The organism is Chryseobacterium sp. KACC 21268, assembly GCA_028736075.1.
Classification (GTDB): Bacteria; Bacteroidota; Bacteroidia; order Flavobacteriales; family Weeksellaceae; genus Epilithonimonas.
In genome coordinates this window covers 174,498-192,019 of record CP117875.1, presented here as the reverse complement: position 1 = coordinate 192,019, position 17,522 = coordinate 174,498, and the positions used below count along the sequence as shown (strand labels likewise).

General features: G+C 38.6%; 15 protein-coding genes. 9 read left to right on the top strand and 6 right to left on the bottom strand.

Annotated features, from left to right (window positions below):
• Positions 1-32: 32 nt before the first annotated feature.
• The 6 genes from PQ459_00975 to PQ459_00950 all read left to right on the top strand — a co-directional run bounded on the left by PQ459_00975 (position 33) and on the right by PQ459_00950 (position 5,887).
• Positions 33-965 (top strand): 2-hydroxyacid dehydrogenase, encoded by a 933-nt coding sequence (locus PQ459_00975; GenBank protein WDF47068.1) that lies wholly within the window; start codon positions 33-35, stop codon positions 963-965.
• A gap of 114 nt (positions 966-1,079) precedes the next feature.
• Positions 1,080-2,339: a serine hydrolase gene (locus PQ459_00970; GenBank protein WDF47067.1), complete on the top strand. Its 1,260-nt coding sequence runs from the start codon at positions 1,080-1,082 to the stop codon at positions 2,337-2,339.
• 430 nt (positions 2,340-2,769) lie between these two features.
• A complete protein-coding gene (locus tag PQ459_00965; GenBank protein WDF47066.1) occupies positions 2,770-3,288 on the top strand; it encodes a sigma-70 family RNA polymerase sigma factor in 519 nt (172 codons plus the stop codon).
• On the top strand, positions 3,254-3,988 hold the full coding sequence (locus PQ459_00960; GenBank protein ID WDF47065.1) for a hypothetical protein: 735 nt from the start codon (positions 3,254-3,256) through the stop codon (positions 3,986-3,988). The genes PQ459_00965 and PQ459_00960 overlap by 35 nt, the downstream gene beginning before the upstream one ends.
• Positions 3,989-4,081: 93 nt before the next feature.
• Positions 4,082-5,350 (top strand): DUF2807 domain-containing protein, encoded by a 1,269-nt coding sequence (locus PQ459_00955; GenBank protein ID WDF47064.1) that lies wholly within the window; start codon positions 4,082-4,084, stop codon positions 5,348-5,350.
• Positions 5,351-5,362: 12 nt separating this feature from the next.
• Positions 5,363-5,887, top strand: a complete 525-nt coding sequence (locus PQ459_00950; GenBank protein WDF47063.1) for a DUF4252 domain-containing protein — start codon at positions 5,363-5,365, stop codon at positions 5,885-5,887.
• Positions 5,888-5,901: 14 nt separating this feature from the next.
• On the opposite strand, the gene PQ459_00945 is transcribed toward PQ459_00950, so the two are convergent.
• The 6 genes from PQ459_00945 to PQ459_00920 all read right to left on the bottom strand — a co-directional run bounded on the left by PQ459_00945 (position 5,902) and on the right by PQ459_00920 (position 14,263).
• Entirely contained in the window at positions 5,902-6,267 is a 366-nt protein-coding gene (locus PQ459_00945) for a DUF1801 domain-containing protein (GenBank protein ID WDF47062.1), read from the bottom strand.
• A 56-nt stretch (positions 6,268-6,323) separates the two neighbouring features.
• The gene (locus PQ459_00940) at positions 6,324-7,529 is read right to left on the bottom strand and encodes an FAD-binding oxidoreductase (protein ID WDF47061.1); all 1,206 of its coding nucleotides are present in this window, start codon (positions 7,527-7,529) and stop codon (positions 6,324-6,326) included.
• A gap of 108 nt (positions 7,530-7,637) precedes the next feature.
• Positions 7,638-8,306 carry a hypothetical protein gene (locus PQ459_00935; GenBank protein ID WDF47060.1) on the bottom strand — a complete coding sequence of 223 codons (669 nt, stop codon included), beginning with the start codon at positions 8,304-8,306 and terminating at the stop codon, positions 7,638-7,640.
• Positions 8,307-8,424: 118 nt separating this feature from the next.
• On the bottom strand, positions 8,425-11,772 hold the full coding sequence (locus PQ459_00930; GenBank protein ID WDF47059.1) for a methylmalonyl-CoA mutase family protein: 3,348 nt from the start codon (positions 11,770-11,772) through the stop codon (positions 8,425-8,427).
• Positions 11,773-11,981: 209 nt separating this feature from the next.
• Positions 11,982-13,619, bottom strand: coding sequence for a T9SS type A sorting domain-containing protein (locus PQ459_00925; protein WDF47058.1), 1,638 nt, complete (start codon positions 13,617-13,619; stop codon positions 11,982-11,984).
• Positions 13,620-13,786: 167 nt separating this feature from the next.
• Positions 13,787-14,263 (bottom strand): DNA starvation/stationary phase protection protein, encoded by a 477-nt coding sequence (locus PQ459_00920; GenBank protein WDF47057.1) that lies wholly within the window; start codon positions 14,261-14,263, stop codon positions 13,787-13,789.
• A gap of 217 nt (positions 14,264-14,480) precedes the next feature.
• Here PQ459_00920 and rpsL point away from each other — a divergent pair, with 217 nt between their 5' ends.
• Genes rpsL through fusA form a run of 3 tightly spaced genes read left to right on the top strand, consistent with a single transcriptional unit; the run spans position 14,481 to position 17,515 of the window.
• Positions 14,481-14,891 (top strand): 30S ribosomal protein S12, encoded by a 411-nt coding sequence (gene rpsL, locus PQ459_00915; GenBank protein ID WDF47056.1) that lies wholly within the window; start codon positions 14,481-14,483, stop codon positions 14,889-14,891.
• A gap of 23 nt (positions 14,892-14,914) precedes the next feature.
• Positions 14,915-15,391: a 30S ribosomal protein S7 gene (gene rpsG / locus PQ459_00910; protein ID WDF47055.1), complete on the top strand. Its 477-nt coding sequence runs from the start codon at positions 14,915-14,917 to the stop codon at positions 15,389-15,391.
• Positions 15,392-15,397: 6 nt separating this feature from the next.
• Complete coding sequence (gene fusA / locus PQ459_00905; protein WDF47054.1) at positions 15,398-17,515, top strand: elongation factor G; 2,118 nt, start codon at positions 15,398-15,400, stop codon at positions 17,513-17,515.
• Positions 17,516-17,522: the final 7 nt, after the last annotated feature.

The window sequence follows — 17,522 nt, the reverse complement described above, 5'->3', positions numbered from 1 at the left end:
CCTTTTTTTACATCTAATTTTATCAACATACAATGAAAATCCTTCAGCTCGATAAAAATCATCCTCTCATTTCTGAACAACTTACTGCCAAAGGTTTTGTGGTAGAAGAAGACCACATTTCAACTTACGATGAGGTGTTGGAAAAGATCCAGGATTACGAAGGCATCATTATCAGAAGCAGAATTCCATTGGATAAGAATTTCTTAACCAAAGCTTCTCATCTCAAATTCATTGCTAGAGTAGGTGCAGGAATGGAAAATATTGATATCGAAACTGCCGAAAAATTAAACATAAAACTGATCAATTCGCCGGAAGGCAACCGCGACTCTGTGGCGGAACACGTTGTCGGGATGTTGTTGATCTTGATGAACAGACTATTCATCGCTTCCAACGAGGTGAAGAATGGGATTTGGAAACGTGAAGAAAACCGAGGCGATGAACTGCTAGGCAAAACTTTTGGGATCATTGGTTACGGAAATATGGGAAAGGCAACTGCTAAGAGACTGTCTGGTTTTGGTGTTGAGGTCATTTTCCACGATATTTTGCCAAATCTTTCCGATGAATTTGCAACGCAGGTTTCCTTGGAGGAACTTCAAAAAAGAGCCGATATTTTAAGCCTTCACATTCCTTTGACCAATGAAACAAATTATTTGATCGATGAAAACTTCATTTCAAAAATGGAAAAGAATTTCTACTTTGTCAATACGGCCCGTGGGAAAAATCTTAAAACGAAAGCTTTAGTAGAAGCGATTGAAGCTGGCAAAGTTCTAGGTGCTTGTCTGGACGTTTTGGAATATGAAAAGTCCTCTTTTGAAAACCTCGAAGTAGAAAATCAAGATTTGCAATTCCTTTTAGATTCTGAAAAAGTGATTGTTACGCCACACATCGGCGGATGGACACATCAAAGCAAGATCAAATTGGCTCAGGTGATTGTAGATAAAATAATTGAAAACTTTACCGCCTAGTATCTTAAATTAATTTAAAGTTACAGCGCTTTATTTAACATTTCTTAAGAGAATTCTACTCGGTCAAAATTCCATTTTATGTTAACTTGCGAAACTTAAAGAAGTTTGGATATAATGAATTTTAGAAAAGTAATTGCCCCGGTTTTAGTTGTATTATCAATAGTTTCTTGCAGCAAAAAAACGGAGAAGGAAAACAATGTAGAGGAATCAAAATTTCCAAATTATGGGAACGTCGATCTAGAAAAAGTGTTCACGCCAGAAGAGTTAACCTTAGCAGATCAGGCTTCAATCGTTCCTCAGATCAATAATTATTATCAGAAAGTTTGGGATCAAGGCGATCTGAGTGGAGGCGTCCTAGTTGCAAAAGGAAACAAGATCATCTTCGAAAAGTACCGAGGATTTGGTAGAGAAGGCAAACAAATGCCGATCGATGAGAACACAGCACTTCACGTGGCTTCCGTCAGCAAAACGATGACCGCAATGGCCGTTCTGAAGCTGATCGACGCTGGCAAACTAAAACTAGAAGACAACCTTACCAAATTTTTCCCCAAATTCCCATACACTGATATTACCGTTTTCAGTCTTTTGTCACAAAGAAGCGGACTTCCAAAATACGAACATTTCGATCAGGGCATAAAACCAGCGCCAGAAGAACTTAAAAAAGAATTCCTTACCAATCAGGATGTCTTGGATATGCTGATCAAATATAAACCAGATCTGGCAAGAATTTCCAATACCGGATTTATGTACTGCAACACCAACTTTGCGCTGCTCGCTTTGATCGTTGAAAAAGTCACCGCAACACCTTTTCCAGAGGCAATGCAGGAGATCGTCTTCAAACCTTTGAAGATGAATCACACGTACATTTTCCAGAAGAAAGATATTCCTACTGCTTCCCAGTCATTTTTCAGTGGCTACAGACTTTATCCATTAGATAAACTGGACCTGATCTATGGTGATAAAAATGTTTACACAACGCCGAGAGATTTGCTTAATTTTTCCGTAGCCTTATATTCCAAAGATTTCCTGAAACCAGAACTTGAAGCCAAAATCTTCGAACCTTACAGCAACGAGAAGAAGGGAATCAACAATTACGGCTTAGGCTTCCGAATGAAAAATTTTGACAACGGCGAAAAACTCACTTATCATAATGGTTGGTGGCACGGAACCAATTCGGTTTTTGCCCATCTTTTGAAATCGAAGGTTACAATCATCGCGATTGGAAACAAATATTCAGGGAAAGTTTACTCTGCTTTAGCGCTTTCTGGATTGTTTGAAGATTTTCCTTTAGAATTGGAAAAATTCAACAAGACGATGAATCCCGCAGGAGGCAATGAGAAAGATACAGCAGCATCTGCCAACGGAGAATTGTAGAATTATTTGGGCGCCTTTTTCCGCCTTCCATTCCCGCTTTTTTCTGTCATTGCGATTGAGGCTCAGTCTTCCAATCGAAATTCTGTCGTCGCAATGCCAGAAAAAGAGCTCCATTCAAGTCGGGGCGCGCTTCGCAAGTCGTCAACATTTATCTTAGATCAGATTGAGCTTCTATTATGAATCTTTAGCGTTTGGATTCTCAGAACCCGTTCAGAGTTTCAAACTCTGAAGGGGTTTCATTATATATTTCTAATATTAAATAAAATAAAAATTAATAAATTGATTATCAATACATTATTGATAATCAACGTTCTTTTTTTATATTTGATGTAATAATTGTTACATTACAAATGTCTTACTTTTAAACAACCAAGAACTCAGAAGGATTCAAAACTTAAAACTTTGAATTTCAAACATCAAAAGAATCAATATGACTCAAGAAATATTTCAATCAACGGTTTACAGTCTCAAGAATGAGATGTTCCGTTTTGCGAAAAAATTTCTGATGAGCGCAGATGAAGCCGAAGATGTGGTAATGGACCTGATGATGAAGTTCTGGCAAAAGAAAGAAGAACTCCTGGTTGTAGAGAATCTGAAAAGTTTCGCGATGAGAAGTGTAAAAAATGAATGTCTGAACCGCCTGAAACACCACGAAGTGAAGTTGGGATTTGCAAGCCAGACAAAACACACCTCGGAACTTTACCAGATCGAAACCAATAATATGAAAGAGCAGATCTTGGGATTCATTTCCCAACTGCCGGATAAACAAAAGATGGTCATTCACCTGAAAGATGTGGAAGAATATGAGATCTCAGAGATCGCGGGCATTATGGAAATGGAAGAAAATGCAGTCCGCGTAAACCTGATGAGAGCAAGACAAAAAGTGAAAGAATCAATTAACAAACTCTATGCGTATGAAAACCGACAGATACAAGGATTGGGAATCTAAATTCTTTGAAGGCGAAGAGCTGACGCCAGAAGAGGAATTGTTCCTGAAAAATGAAAGCGATAACCCATATTTCTCATTCTTGAAAGAAGAGAAAGAGGAAAAACTGGATATCAGCTTCGAGGATTTCTTGAAGAAAACAGAAGAACCTAAAATAGTGGCACTTCCAATCAAGAAAACCTCTTACAAAATGTATTGGATGGCAGCGAGTTTGGTTTTATTGATGGGAATCAGCGCGTTTTGGATGTTCAATCAGCCTCAGAAAATTGAACCTATGATTGCTAAAAATCCGGATGTTCCTAAGAAAGAAATTGTAGATCCAGTGGTACCAGTTGAAGAAACAATCGAAGAAAACTCAACGCCGAAACCAATTTTAGCGAATCAGGAAAGTCAGAAAGTTGACAAAACTGCGAATGAAAAAGTAGTAAAGGAACTTGTCAGAAAAGAATTTGAGAAACTGATGGCGCAACAGGAAAATCAATCAAATAAAGAACAAAAGCAGATCCAGGTTCCGACAGAATCTATCTCAGATTATAACCCGAACTACGTGATCATCAATGGAAAACCAATTTATGATGAAGGTGAAGCCATCGCGGTTACAGAGAATGCTTTTAATTATTTTGCAAGTAACGTTACCCAAACCATAAACCACGCAGAATCTGCCAAAGATCAAGTCGATTTTTATAGGATTCTTAATTATTAATTTTAAAATCAAATGTGATTGCCAACGAAAATGTTTTCAAACTAGATCTAATCAAAATGGCGTTGCATTGTCCTTAAGCAAACAAATATCAAAATGAAAAAAATATCAATATTATTCGTACTATTTCTACTGTCAACCAATATTTTTGGACAGTCGGACAAACTAAATGAACTCTTCGACCATTATCAGGATACGGAAGGTGTGACCTCGATCAAGATCGCGAAACCGATGTTCAAACTTCTGAACAATCTGAAAATCGATGATGCAGAATTAGGCAAGATCCAACCACTTCTCGGAAAAGTGAACGGACTGAAAATGCTGATCCTGGAAAAACCTAACAAATCAGCAACTGGAGATTCTAATGATCAGAAAATGCTTCTCCAATCTGGCAAGATCGAAAAAGAAATTGCAGCCTCTCTCAAGAATATGAAATATGAGGAACTGGTCACTGTGAACAGCCGGGACAACAAGATCAAATTTATGGCGCAGGATATCTCGGCCAATGTGATGGACAATCTGATCCTCAATATTATGTCAGAAGATAGTTCGGTTCTGATGATGCTGGACGGAAAGATCTCGATGGATGATGTCAGCAATCTAATGGCGGAAACGCAGAATGTAACTTCGGTAAATCCAGTTTCAACCATCACTTCAAACAATACGAATGTTGGAAGTGTGAGAACGGTTTCCGAATTTAATGGAATCGAAGTGTCGTCAGGTGTAGAAGTGGAATTCAGTCAAAATCCAACGCGAAATGTAACGGTAAAAACAGAAGCTGACAAGCAACAATATGTAGTGACGGAAGTGGAAAACGGTGTTTTGAAGATCTTTGTGAGAAACAAAGGTGTGAAGAATTTGAACTTCAATAATTTGAAAGTGGTGGTTTCCAATCCGAAATTGTCAAGACTCGTAACCAAATCTGGAGCATCGTTCAAGGCCATAACGCCAATCAACGAATCGACACTTGCGATCAGCTGTAATTCGGGCTCGTTGATCTCAGGAACTTTCAAGATCTCTACAAACAGTGCTTTGGAAGTAGAATCTGGATCCAATGCGAAGATCAATCTGGATACAAAATCGATTGCCATCGATGCAAGCAGCGGAAGTTCTTTGAAGTTATCAGGAACAGCAAACTCCAGCGTCATCAGCGCAAGCAGTGGAAGTTCGGTCTCTGCAGGTGATTTTGTGACAAAGTCTGCGGTGGTAGATGCATCGTCAGGATCGAGTGTGAAAATCAATACCACGGAAAGCATTACAGCCAGCGCAAGTTCTGCAGCGTCCATCCAATACAAAGGAAATCCGTCGAAAGTGACCAAATCTGCTCAGGAAGTGACTGGTGCAAGCATTAATTCCATCAATTAAAAACTTAAAATTATGTTACGATTCTTATACATTATCATTTTAGCGGTTGTCGGTTTTTTTCTACAGTCGTGTATGGTCTCTCACAGAAAAGTTCACACCGATTTCTTCGACAATCCAGGATTCAAAAATAATTCGACTTATCTCAGCGTCAATGTTCCGACGTTTCTCGCAAGGTCTTACGTGAAAAATGCGATGAAGGAAGATGGTGAAAGTCAAGAAGTGATCGATCTGGTAAAGAAGATCAAAGATGTGAAGGTTTTAATTGTTGAAAGCTCTACAACGCCTGTCAAAGCTGAGTTTCAGAAATATCTGACCAATAATAATTATGAAGAATGGATGTCTTTGAAACAAGAAGGAAATCTCATCAGCCTAAATGCACAGCAAACCAATGACGTCATCAAACGAATGATCATCACGGTGAGAGATGACAAAGACGAAACGATCTTCGTGGATGTGACAGGGAAATTCACAGCGGATGATATTTCAAAGATCATCAACGCCACAGAGAAAAATCAAATCAAGATCAATAGAAATTAATTTTTCAACAGCCACTATTTATTAGTGGTTTTTGTGGTTTTGAGAATTCGCTCCTTGCCGTGTTGTACGATTTTTTTAATTAATTCTAATGGAACATCTTGATCCAACGGAATCTGAATTGCGCCTTTCGACGTTTTGTAATTTGACAAATCCTTTTCGTAGAATGAGATCGCCTCTGGACCAGGATAAAGTCCGATGTGATTGGTAAACGCTGCGAAATGGATCATATTTTTACCTTGAAAGACGAATGTGGGCATCAGGTATTTGATGCACTCTTCACCTTCCGGGATTTCGTTTCTGATCGCAGTTCTGATGGTTTCCAGTTTGTCTATGATTTCGGGATCAAACTGGGAGAAGTAATCTTCGAAGTTTTTCATCATTCTATGGTTTTAATCAAAGTTAAAAATTAAAATGATATACGAGATTTTCTCAAAGATTATCTTCGGAATTTGAAATATTTTGATAATTCGTGTTTTTTACCTTTCAAAAATTGAGAAGCCATTTCCATTCCGATAACCGAAAAAGTAATTCCGTTACCTCCAAATCCCAAAACGAAATAGGCGCTCGGGAAATCCGGATGTTCGCCGATATAAGGCAATCCGTCTTTGGTTTCGCCGAAAGTTCCTGCCCAGACAAAATCCGTTCGGAAATCGTTTTCAGGCAAATATTTATTTAATTTTTTAACGAGTTTTTGTTCTTTATCAATAAGTAAAGAATCCCGTTTTGTGGCATTCACAAACTCCTCATCTTCACCACCGATCAAAACCCGATTGTCGTCCGTAGTTCGCATGTAAATGTAAGGTTCCGCCGTATTCCAGACCAAAAGGTCATTTAGTTCCTGGTGGTTTTTCTCGTTTTGTTCACCAACGATGGCGTAAGTTGATAGGAGATTTACAAAATCATCTTTGATGATCTCTGTACTTTCGAAACCGTTGCAGAAGATCACTTTCTTGGCTTTGATCTTATTTCCAAACTCTGTGGTTGCGGTGACGCTATTCTTTTTATGATCGAATTTAATAATGTCGGTCTTATCAAAAACTTGGAGTCCTTTTTTATAATTATAATGAAGAATGTCGTGCGCCAGGCAAAAGGCATCGATGCTTCCGCCTTGTTCGGAAAGAATTCCTCCAAACGTATTTTCAATTTTAAACTGCTTGCTAATTTCCTCGGACGAAAGCCATTTTACTGGAAACTTCGCTGCTTTTCTAGCTTCGAATTCCTTTTTCAAATTCGGAACATCTTTTTTGAAAGCTGCAAAGTAAAGTGATTCCTTTTTCTTAAAACCACATTCAGATTTGATCTGCTTGGCCACTTTTCCCAAAGTATCGATGGAATCATAGCACGCCCAATACGCTTTTTCCGCGCCCTCTTTCCCGATCATTTCTGAGAGTTCGAAAAGCGGAACATCGATTTCATATTGCAACATAGAGGTTGTTGCACTCGTACTTCCATTTCCAATCTCTCGTCGGTCCACCAAAACAGTTTCGAATCCGTCTTTTATCATTTGATGTGCGAGAAAAGAACCTGTGATCCCACCGCCGATAATCAGGATCTCTGTCTCTATATTTTCTCTCAGCGAAGGATAGGAATGTTTGATGCCGTCTTTGACGAGCCAGAATGGTTCGGGAGATTTGAGTTTCATAATTTGATTTTATTGTTTTGGATATTATCAAAAATGAAACCGCAATTGAGATAGGATTGACAGCTTTTTAACAAAAAAATCTCCCAGTGATTTGAGAGATTTTAAATTTTATTGAGTAATGAAAACTGCTTTTTCTTCTGTTTCAACTTTGTCTAAGGCTGTTCTTACGCCTTGCAAGGAATTTTCATAATTATTGTCCTTCCATTTTTTCAGAACCTCATTTTTGAAATTCTGGTTAGCAAGGATAAGGTGTTGGTCGCTCAGGTCAATGATTTTGGTATCAACTGCAGCGTGCGCCATTTTACCAGTTTCAATCATCCCATAGTAAGAAATCATAAAACCATAGTTGACATTCACAAAAAGTAATTCGTCAACACCGTATTTTGTTTTCAAATCACTGAAATCATAGTTAGAATATTTCTTCCCCTCAGCTTTTTCACCTGCAAATTTCTTTGCTGTTTTGTAATCGAATTTTTCATCGATAATAACGACTTCTTTTCCTTTTGCTTTGAAAATTTCAGAATAGATTCCTGTCAATTCTTCTTTTGGATGGATGTTTTGCCCCATTAGGTCGAGAGCTTCTTTGTATTTATCTCCGGACGTAACAGCCATATCCAACAAACCTTGAGAACCTTCCTTGAATTTTGCCGGCGGATTTGCGTTGATTAATATTCCTACTTTTGTTGGTTTTTGCCAATAGTCTGCAGATAAAGCGACTTTCGGAACACAGCTAGTTACTAATAATAGGAATGAGAAAAGTAAAAGTAATTTTTTCATGATAAAATAATTTTTGGCAGCGAAAGTAAGAAAAAAATCTCTCAAATTATTGAGAGATTTTATGTTTTAGAAAATTAATTTTAAAGTGTGGTCAAAAAAGTAACTATATGACTACGGATTACATATTTCTTCTATACTTCCCACCCACTTCAAACAAAGCGTTGGTAATCTGCCCAAGCGAACAGTATTTCACAGCATCCATCATCACATTGAATAAATTCTGCTGATTGATGGCAGCGTGTTGAAGCGTTTTCAGGGCAGCTTCAGATTTATCTTCATTCGATTTTTGGAAATTATGAAGGGTTTCAATCTGCACCTGCTTTTCTTCCTCGGTCGAACGGATGACTTCTCCCGGGCGAACCGTTGGCGAACCGTCTTTTCCTAAAAAAGTATTTACACCGATAATTGGATATTCTCCGGTGTGTTTCAGCCACTCGTAATGCATCGATTCTTCCTGGATTTTTGAACGCTGATACATCGTTTCCATCGCACCCAAAACGCCACCTCTTTCTGTGATTCTGTCGAATTCTGCATACACAGCTTCTTCAACTAAATCTGTCAGTTCTTCAATAATAAATGAACCCTGGAGCGGGTTTTCGTTTTTCGCTAAACCTAATTCTTTATTAATAATCAACTGAATTGCCATCGCTCTTCTTACAGACTGCTCAGTCGGAGTGGTAATCGCCTCGTCATAAGCATTGGTGTGCAATGAATTACAGTTGTCATAAATTGCGTAAAGCGCCTGAAGCGTTGTTCTGATATCATTAAAATCAATTTCCTGAGCGTGAAGCGAACGTCCTGAAGTCTGAATGTGATATTTCAGCATCTGGCTTCTCTCGTCTGCACCGTATTTCAGTTTCATTGCTTTTGCCCAGATTCTTCTCGCCACACGTCCAATTACTGAATATTCAGGGTCGATACCGTTAGAGAAGAAGAAGGATAAGTTCGGTGCAAAATCGTTGATGTCCATTCCTCTTGACAGATAATATTCAACATACGTGAAACCATTTGCCAATGTAAATGCCAACTGGGAAACCGGATTCGCACCTGCTTCTGCAATGTGATAACCGGAGATAGAAACCGAGTAGAAATTTCTCACTTTTTCTGTGATAAAATATTCCTGAACGTCACCCATTAGTCTCAAGGCAAATTCAGTAGAGAAAATACAGGTATTCTGAGCCTGGTCTTCTTTTAAAATATCTGCCTGAACAGTTCCACGGACGGTTGCAATCGTTTTAGCTTTAATCTCAGCATAAGCTTCCGCAGGGATCACTTCGTCTCCGGTCAAGCCTAATAATTTTAAACCTAAACCATTATTTGATGGTGGTAATTCGCCATTGTATTTTGGTCTTTCCAAACCTTTGTCGTCGAATTTTGCTTTTAAAGCTTTTTCAACATTTGCTTCTAATTGATGTTCAGCAATATATTTTTCAACATTCTGGTCGATGGCCGCGTTCATAAAGAAAGCCAGCAACATCGGCGCAGGTCCGTTGATGGTCATTGAAACGGAAGTCATTGCATTTACCAAATCAAATCCGGAATACAATTTTTTCGCATCATCTAATGTAGCGATAGAAACTCCCGCATTTCCGATTTTACCATAAATATCTGGTGGTAGAGCAGGGTCCTGTCCGTATAACGTCACGGAGTCAAACGCTGTGGATAAACGTTTTGCATCCATTTCCGCAGAAACGTAATGGAATCTTCTGTTCGTTCTTTCAGGTCCGCCTTCTCCTGCGAACATTCTTGTTGGGTCTTCCCCAGTTCTTTTAAAAGGATAAATTCCTGCGGTGTAAGGGAATCCGCCCGGAAGATTTTCCTGACCTTTCCATTTAATCAAATCTCCCCAATCGGTATATTTTGGTAAAGATATTTTTGGAATTTTTAAATGAGATAAAGATTCTGTTGAGGTTTCCACCTTGATTTCTTTTCCTCGAACGAAATAAGAGTAAAACTCAGCTTTGAAAGCCTGTTTCGTGTCATCCCAGTTTTTCAGGAAGTCGATGTTCTCTTGTTGAAGGTCTTTTTCAGCCTTCTGATATTCAGCATCCAAAGTTTCGTTTGAAAGGAAACTTTTCACCCCTTCAATATGATACATTTTTCTTGCTAATTCTGCCTGTTTTTCAACGTTGGCATCGTACTGTCTGTTGTTTTCAACGATTTCAGAAAGATAACGCACTCTTTTTGGAGGAATAATCGTGATGTCTTCGGAAACTTCCTGCTCAACAAATCCTTTTAGATTTAAATCAGAATATTTAGCATTAACTTTCTCAATTAATCTGTTGTATAAATCAGTGGTTCCGTGGTCATTGAACTGAGATGCTTTTGTCGCATACACCGGCATATCATCCAACGGACTTTCCCACAACAAATGGTTTCTCTGAAACTGTTTTCTTACAGCCTGAAGTGCATCAAGCGCGCCACGTTTGTCGGATTTATTTAAAGCAACCAAGTCTGCATAATCCAACATATCGATTTTTTCCAACTGCGTTGAAGCTCCGTATTCAGGCGTCATCACGTACATTGAAACATCGGCAAAATCTGAAACTTCCGAACCTGACTGTCCGATACCCGAAGTTTCCAGAATGATAACATCAGGATGAGCCAGTTTCAACACATTTAATGCTGAATGAATAAATGGAGAAACAGAAACGTTGTTTTCCCTCGTCGCCATCGAACGCATATAAACTCTTGGGTCATTGATGGCGTTCATACGGATTCTGTCACCTAAAAGTGCACCTCCAGTTTTCTTTTTTGAAGGGTCTATGGAAATAATCGCAATCTTTTTACCCGGATTTGAGCGTAAGAAACGTCTTACCAATTCATCTGTCAAAGAAGATTTTCCGGCTCCACCGGTTCCTGTAATCCCGATGATTGGAATATTTAAATCTTTAGATTTTTCGTCGATGGCTTTTACCAAATCCGGTTTTTCTTCTGAGAAGTTCTCAACAGCAGAAATGATTTTTGCGATACTTGTAGAATTTTCGAAATTGATGTTATCCAAATCTTCAGCAGTCACTTCTTTTCCAGTTGCAAAGTCTGATCTTTTCACCAAATCGTCGATCATTCCCTGAAGACCAAGTTCGCGGCCGTCGTCCGGAGAATAAATTCTGTCGATTCCGTAAGACATAATATCTTCGATTTCTTCGGGCAGAATTACACCACCACCACCACCGAAAATTTTGATTTGTGGTGAGTTTTTTTCTCTTAAAAGGTCGTAGATGTATTTAAAATATTCGTTGTGACCACCTTGATATGAAGTCAGTGCAATGGCGTTCGCATCTTCCTGAATCGCTGTGTTTACTACTTCTTCAGCAGATTTGTCGTGGCCAAGGTGAATGACTTCGCATCCTGTTCCCTGGATTACACGGCGCATAATATTGATGGCCGCATCGTGCCCGTCGAATAACGATGCTGCGGTGACGATTCTTACTTTGTTCGTAGGTGTATATTTTTGGTTTTCCATTTCTTAAAATCGATGTTTCCAAAGATAATATTTTTTGTGAAATGGCAATGGGATGGAAGATGGATGTTTGGAAGGTGGAAGTTTTTATCTACCGTGATTTGGAAACGCAAACCCATAGCCCCGATTGCAACGGATACCCCACAGCAAGATGTGGGAAATGCGGTGGCGCGAGGAGTAGCAGTGGAAAGCGGGATAAAGCTCCTAAAAAATTATTGTTTGATGAATTTGAAATTTCTGATGCCTGAATCTGTTTTTACTGATAGTACGTAAACGCCAGACGGAAGTTTTGAGACATTGATTTTCTGCTTTGTTTCGGAGATCATTTGTTTGCCTGTAAGATCAAAAATGGATACTTTTTCTATGTTATGTTTTGTAGAAAATATATTGACGTAATCTGTGGCTGGATTTGGATAGATGCTAATGTCCTTCAGATCTGATGTTCCTAAAGTAGCCAATGCATCGAGTAGATTGATGGGTTCTCGGAAAAGAGATAGATCAAAATATGTTCTATTGTTTAGGAAAGAAGAGGTGTAAGCTTCTACAGTGTATAGTGCGAAGTCTGTGGTTTCTATACTATTGAAATTTAAATTCTCCGTTGTTGCATTCAGCTTTTGATCCAGATTTTTGAACCAAGTAAATGTGTAACTTCCAGATAAGGATTGTTCTAGTTTTGCTGGCTGACCAACTACAGCTAAGACATTGGTGTACTCATCGTAACGCTGAGGTGAATAATTAAGTTCTGTCTGCTCTGTAAAATCAATAAGGTAGTCGGATAATTGATTCTTATTAAAACGATTGTTGCTGATATGCGTAATCTCTGGCAGTTTATTCGGCAAATCACCTGTGAGCTGATTGCTGTTGAGGTTGACCATCATCAATCTGGACATTCCCAGAAGCGCGGACGGGAAATTTCCGGAAATCTGATTATTATTAAGAAACAACTGCTGAAGGCTTGATATTGCAGCAAGGGATTCGATACCACCGCTGATTTTATTTCTTCCGAGATTAAGAGTTTGCAGTTTTTTGAGCAATGTAAGCTGAGCAGGAATCTGTGAAAGCTGATTACTTTCCATAGAGAGCCATTCCAGATTTACCAACGTCGCAAGTCCGGAAGTGTTTTGCTCGGTGATGTTATTGTTATTAAGATTCAGATTTAATAGCTGCGTGCGTTGGGACACTTGTGTCGGAATCTGCGTGAGTCCTGTTCCGGAAAGGGAAAGGTTTTTTAATTTAGTAAGGCTAGCAATATTTCCGTACGCATTTGGAGCAATTGGGTTGTTGTCTAATACCAAAGTCTCTAGGTTGGTAAAAGATGCTATTCTTGCTGGAACACTGGCTTGATTTAGGTCTGCAATGTTTAGATTTTTCAGATTGTTAAAAATCTGCAGTGTTGCATTGAGATTGGAAATTGTAAAATTATTTCCGCCCAAAGCGAGATCTTCCACATTGAAAAGTCCGGATATGGCATTGGTAGGATCTCCAATCAGCTTGTTATTACTAACGTCTAATTTTATTAACGAGCTGAGGGAAGAAATACCCATTGCTACTTCACCTGTCAGTTTGTTGTTGCTGAGGTCTAGTTTTGTAAGTTTTGGCAAGGAGCTGATGTAAATTGGAAAATAGCCGCTCAAAGCATTGCCGGAAAGATTGAGTTCTGTGACGACACCATTTTTCACAACCACACCAAACCAGTTTCTTGGGTCTTTGTCCAAATCCCAAGTTCTATTCCAGTTTTCTCCGTTTGTCGAATTATATATATTGATGAGAGCACCTCTTTCTGCATTGGAAATACTCCATTGCGCGCAGAAAAAATTGGAAATCAATAAAAAGAATAAAATTTTTTTCAAGTGTCTTCAAGATTAAACGACAAATATAATAGATAATAGAATTACTTGATGTAAAATTTATAAAATTAATGATTAATTTAACTGAGAAGCTTTTATGGTTTTAATTGACGCACCTTAATATAAATTAAAAATCCAGCGACGTGCTGGATTTTATTTAAATGTTGATGTTACTTTCCAAGGTAAGAATTGTACATCCAAACTTCTTTTTCCTGTTCTGTGATGTAATCGCTCATTTGGGAATTGGTACCTTCATCGCCGGCTTCGTCCGTAATATCCAAAAGTTCTCTTTGAAGATCAATCACCACTTTGAAAGATTCAAGGATGATTTCGACACTTTTATTCCCGTCAGACACTTCTTTACTTTCTTTAATAGTAGAAACCTGAAGATAATCAGAATAATTATGAGCCGGCGTTGCGCCAAGTGTTAAGATTCTCTCAGCAATTTCATCTATCTTAAGCACTAAACTATTATATAGCTCTTCGAATTTCGGGTGAAGGGTAAAGAACTGATCGCCTTTGATATTCCAATGGGAACCTCTCGTATTTTGATAGAAGACAGAATAGTTTGCCAATAGAATATTAAGTTTTTCTGAGATGTTTTCGCAGTCGGATTCTTTAAGCCCGATCAATGTTGCATTTTTCATTATGTAAAGTTTAATTGATTTATTATTTGTTCAATTGATTGAAAATCGGAATTCAATTATCAATAATCTTTCCAAATTAATTATTTCCAGACCGAATGATGATGTAAACGATATAAGCGACTTATTGAAAATTTCAATCGCTAATTATTTTTGTTCTAACTACTTGTGCATTAAAAAATTATTCATATTTTTGCACCCTAAAATAAAAAGCAATTAAATGCCTACTATTCAACAATTAGTTAGAAAAGGAAGAGTCGCACTCACCAAGAAGAGTAAATCGGCTGCCCTTGATTCTTGTCCACAAAGACGAGGTGTATGTACGAGAGTATATACTACCACTCCTAAGAAACCTAACTCTGCACTTAGAAAAGTTGCAAGGGTAAGACTTTCAAACGGTAAAGAGATCAACGCCTACATCCCGGGCGAAGGACATAATCTTCAAGAGCACTCGATAGTATTGGTACGCGGCGGAAGGGTGAAAGACCTACCGGGAGTACGTTATCATATCGTAAGAGGAGCACTAGACACCGCAGGTGTAAGTGGAAGAACGCAAAGAAGATCCAAGTATGGAGCTAAGAGACCAAAACCAGGTCAGGCAGCTGCACCAGCTAAAGGAAAGAAAAAGTAATCATTAAATAAGGTACAGAAACAATGAGAAAGACAAAAGCGAAAAAAAGACCGTTGTTACCAGATCCAAAGTTTAATGATCAATTGGTAACTAGATTCGTAAACAACTTGATGCTAGATGGTAAAAAATCTATCGCATTCAAAATATTCTATGACGCACTAGACATCGTAGAAACTAAAAAAGGAGAAACTGAAAAGACTGCCCTTGAAATCTGGAAAGATGCATTGACAAACGTTATGCCTCACGTAGAAGTACGTTCTAGAAGAGTAGGTGGTGCTAACTTCCAGATCCCAATGCCGATCAGAGCTGATAGAAAAATTTCTATGGCTATGAAATGGTTGATCCTTTACTCTAAAAAGAGAAATGATAAATCAATGGCTTTGAAATTGGCTAACGAGGTTGTAGCAGCTTCAAGAGAAGAGGGTGCAGCTTACAAGAAAAAATCTGATACTCACAAAATGGCGGAAGCTAACAAAGCTTTCTCACACTTTAAATTCTAATTAGAAATGAGTAGAGATCTTAAATTTACAAGAAATATTGGTATTGCTGCGCACATTGATGCTGGTAAAACTACCACTACAGAAAGGATTTTATTCTATACTGGAGTAAATCACAAAATTGGTGAGGTTCACGATGGTGCTTCTACAATGGACTGGATGGAGCAGGAAGCAGAAAGAGGTATCACCATTACTTCTGCTGCAACTACTTGTTCTTGGAATTTCCCAACAGACCAAGGTAAAGTACTTCCTGAAACTAAACCTTACCACTTCAACATCATCGATACACCAGGACACGTTGACTTCACAGTAGAGGTTAACAGATCTTTGAGAGTATTGGATGGATTGGTTTTCCTTTTCTCTGCAGTAGATGGTGTAGAGCCTCAGTCTGAAACAAACTGGAGACTTGCTGACAACTACAAAGTAGCGAGAATGGGATTCGTAAACAAAATGGACCGTCAAGGTGCTGACTTCCTTAACGTGGTAAACCAAGTTAAGACAATGTTGGGGTCTAATGCAGTTCCAATCGTTTTGCCAATCGGTGCTGAAGAAGATTTCAAAGGTGTTGTTGACTTGATCAAAAACAGAGCGATCATCTGGGATGAGGCAGGACAAGGTGCTACTTTCGAGGTAGTTCCAATTCCTGAGGATATGAAAGCTGAAGTTCTGGAATACAGAGAGAAACTAGTAGAAGCTGTGGCTGACTACGATGATACTTTGATGGAGAAATTCTTCGAAGATCCAGATTCTATCTCTGAAGACGAAATCAACGAAGCTTTGAGAAAAGCGACTATCGATCTTTCTATTATCCCAATGACTTGTGGTTCTTCATTCAAAAATAAAGGAGTACAGTTTATGTTGGATGCAGTATGTAAATATTTGCCTTCTCCATTGGATAAAGATGATATCAAAGGTACAGATCCAAGAACTGACGCTGAGATCACAAGAAAACCAGATGTAAAAGAGCCTTTCGCGGCTTTGGCATTCAAGATTGCTACCGATCCTTTCGTAGGAAGATTGGCATTCTTCAGAGCATACTCTGGAAGACTGGATGCAGGTTCTTACATCTTGAACACCCGTTCAGGAGATAAAGAAAGAATCTCTAGAATCTATCAGATGCACGCTAACAAGCAAAATCCTGTAGAATATATTGAAGCAGGAGATATTGGTGCAGCGGTAGGTTTCAAATCTATCAAAACTGGTGATACTATGTGTGATGAGAAAAACCCGATCGTTCTAGAATCGATGGTTTTCCCTGATCCGGTAATTGGTATCGCTGTTGAGCCTAAAACTAAAGCTGATCAGGATAAAATGGGTAACGCTCTAGCTAAATTGGCTGAAGAAGATCCTACTTTCACAGTGAGAACTGACGAAGCTTCTGGACAAACGATCATTTCTGGTATGGGTGAGCTTCACTTGGATATCATTGTTGACCGTATGAAGAGAGAATTCAAAGTTGAAGTTAACCAAGGACAACCTCAGGTTGAGTACAAAGAAAATCTTACAAAAGTTGCAAGCCATAGAGAAGTTTACAAAAAACAATCTGGTGGTAAAGGTAAATTTGCGGATATCGTATTCGATCTTGGACCAGCTGACGAAGGTAAAATTGGTTTAGAATTCATCAATGAGATCAAAGGTGGTAACGTTCCTAGAGAATTTGTTCCTGCAATTGAAAAAGGCTTTAAAGCTGCAATGAAAAACGGTCCTTTGGCTGGTTTCGAAGTTGAAGGTATTAAAGTTACTCTTAAAGACGGATCTTTCCACGCGGTGGATTCTGATGCACTTTCTTTTGAATTGGCTGCAAAATTAGGATTTAAAGAAGCGGGACGTGCAGCTAAGCCAGTAATTATGGAGCCTATTATGAAATTGGAGGTTGTAACTCCAGAAGAATATATGGGTAACATCATTGGTGACCTTAACAAGAGAAGAGGTACGATCAGTGGACAGGAAGAAAAGAACGGTGCCGTTGTAATCAAAGGTTCAGTTCCATTATCTGAAATGTTCGGATATGTTACGACTCTAAGAACACTTTCATCAGGAAGAGCTACTTCTTCTATGGAATTAGAGAAGTACCAGGCTACTCCTCAAAACGTTGCTGAAGATATCATTGCTAAAGCAAAAGGTTAATTTTTTA

Coding starts and splice junctions, on each gene's coding strand:
- PQ459_00975 (WDF47068.1), top strand. CDS start 33: ATGAAAATCCTTCAGCTCGATAAAAATCATCCTCTCATTTCTGAACAA.
- PQ459_00970 (WDF47067.1), top strand. CDS start 1,080: ATGAATTTTAGAAAAGTAATTGCCCCGGTTTTAGTTGTATTATCAATA.
- PQ459_00965 (WDF47066.1), top strand. CDS start 2,770: ATGACTCAAGAAATATTTCAATCAACGGTTTACAGTCTCAAGAATGAG.
- PQ459_00960 (WDF47065.1), top strand. CDS start 3,254: ATGAAAACCGACAGATACAAGGATTGGGAATCTAAATTCTTTGAAGGC.
- PQ459_00955 (WDF47064.1), top strand. CDS start 4,082: ATGAAAAAAATATCAATATTATTCGTACTATTTCTACTGTCAACCAAT.
- PQ459_00950 (WDF47063.1), top strand. CDS start 5,363: ATGTTACGATTCTTATACATTATCATTTTAGCGGTTGTCGGTTTTTTT.
- PQ459_00945 (WDF47062.1), bottom strand. CDS start 6,267: ATGATGAAAAACTTCGAAGATTACTTCTCCCAGTTTGATCCCGAAATC.
- PQ459_00940 (WDF47061.1), bottom strand. CDS start 7,529: ATGAAACTCAAATCTCCCGAACCATTCTGGCTCGTCAAAGACGGCATC.
- PQ459_00935 (WDF47060.1), bottom strand. CDS start 8,306: ATGAAAAAATTACTTTTACTTTTCTCATTCCTATTATTAGTAACTAGC.
- PQ459_00930 (WDF47059.1), bottom strand. CDS start 11,772: ATGGAAAACCAAAAATATACACCTACGAACAAAGTAAGAATCGTCACC.
- PQ459_00920 (WDF47057.1), bottom strand. CDS start 14,263: ATGAAAAATGCAACATTGATCGGGCTTAAAGAATCCGACTGCGAAAAC.
- rpsL (WDF47056.1), top strand. CDS start 14,481: ATGCCTACTATTCAACAATTAGTTAGAAAAGGAAGAGTCGCACTCACC.
- rpsG (WDF47055.1), top strand. CDS start 14,915: ATGAGAAAGACAAAAGCGAAAAAAAGACCGTTGTTACCAGATCCAAAG.
- fusA (WDF47054.1), top strand. CDS start 15,398: ATGAGTAGAGATCTTAAATTTACAAGAAATATTGGTATTGCTGCGCAC.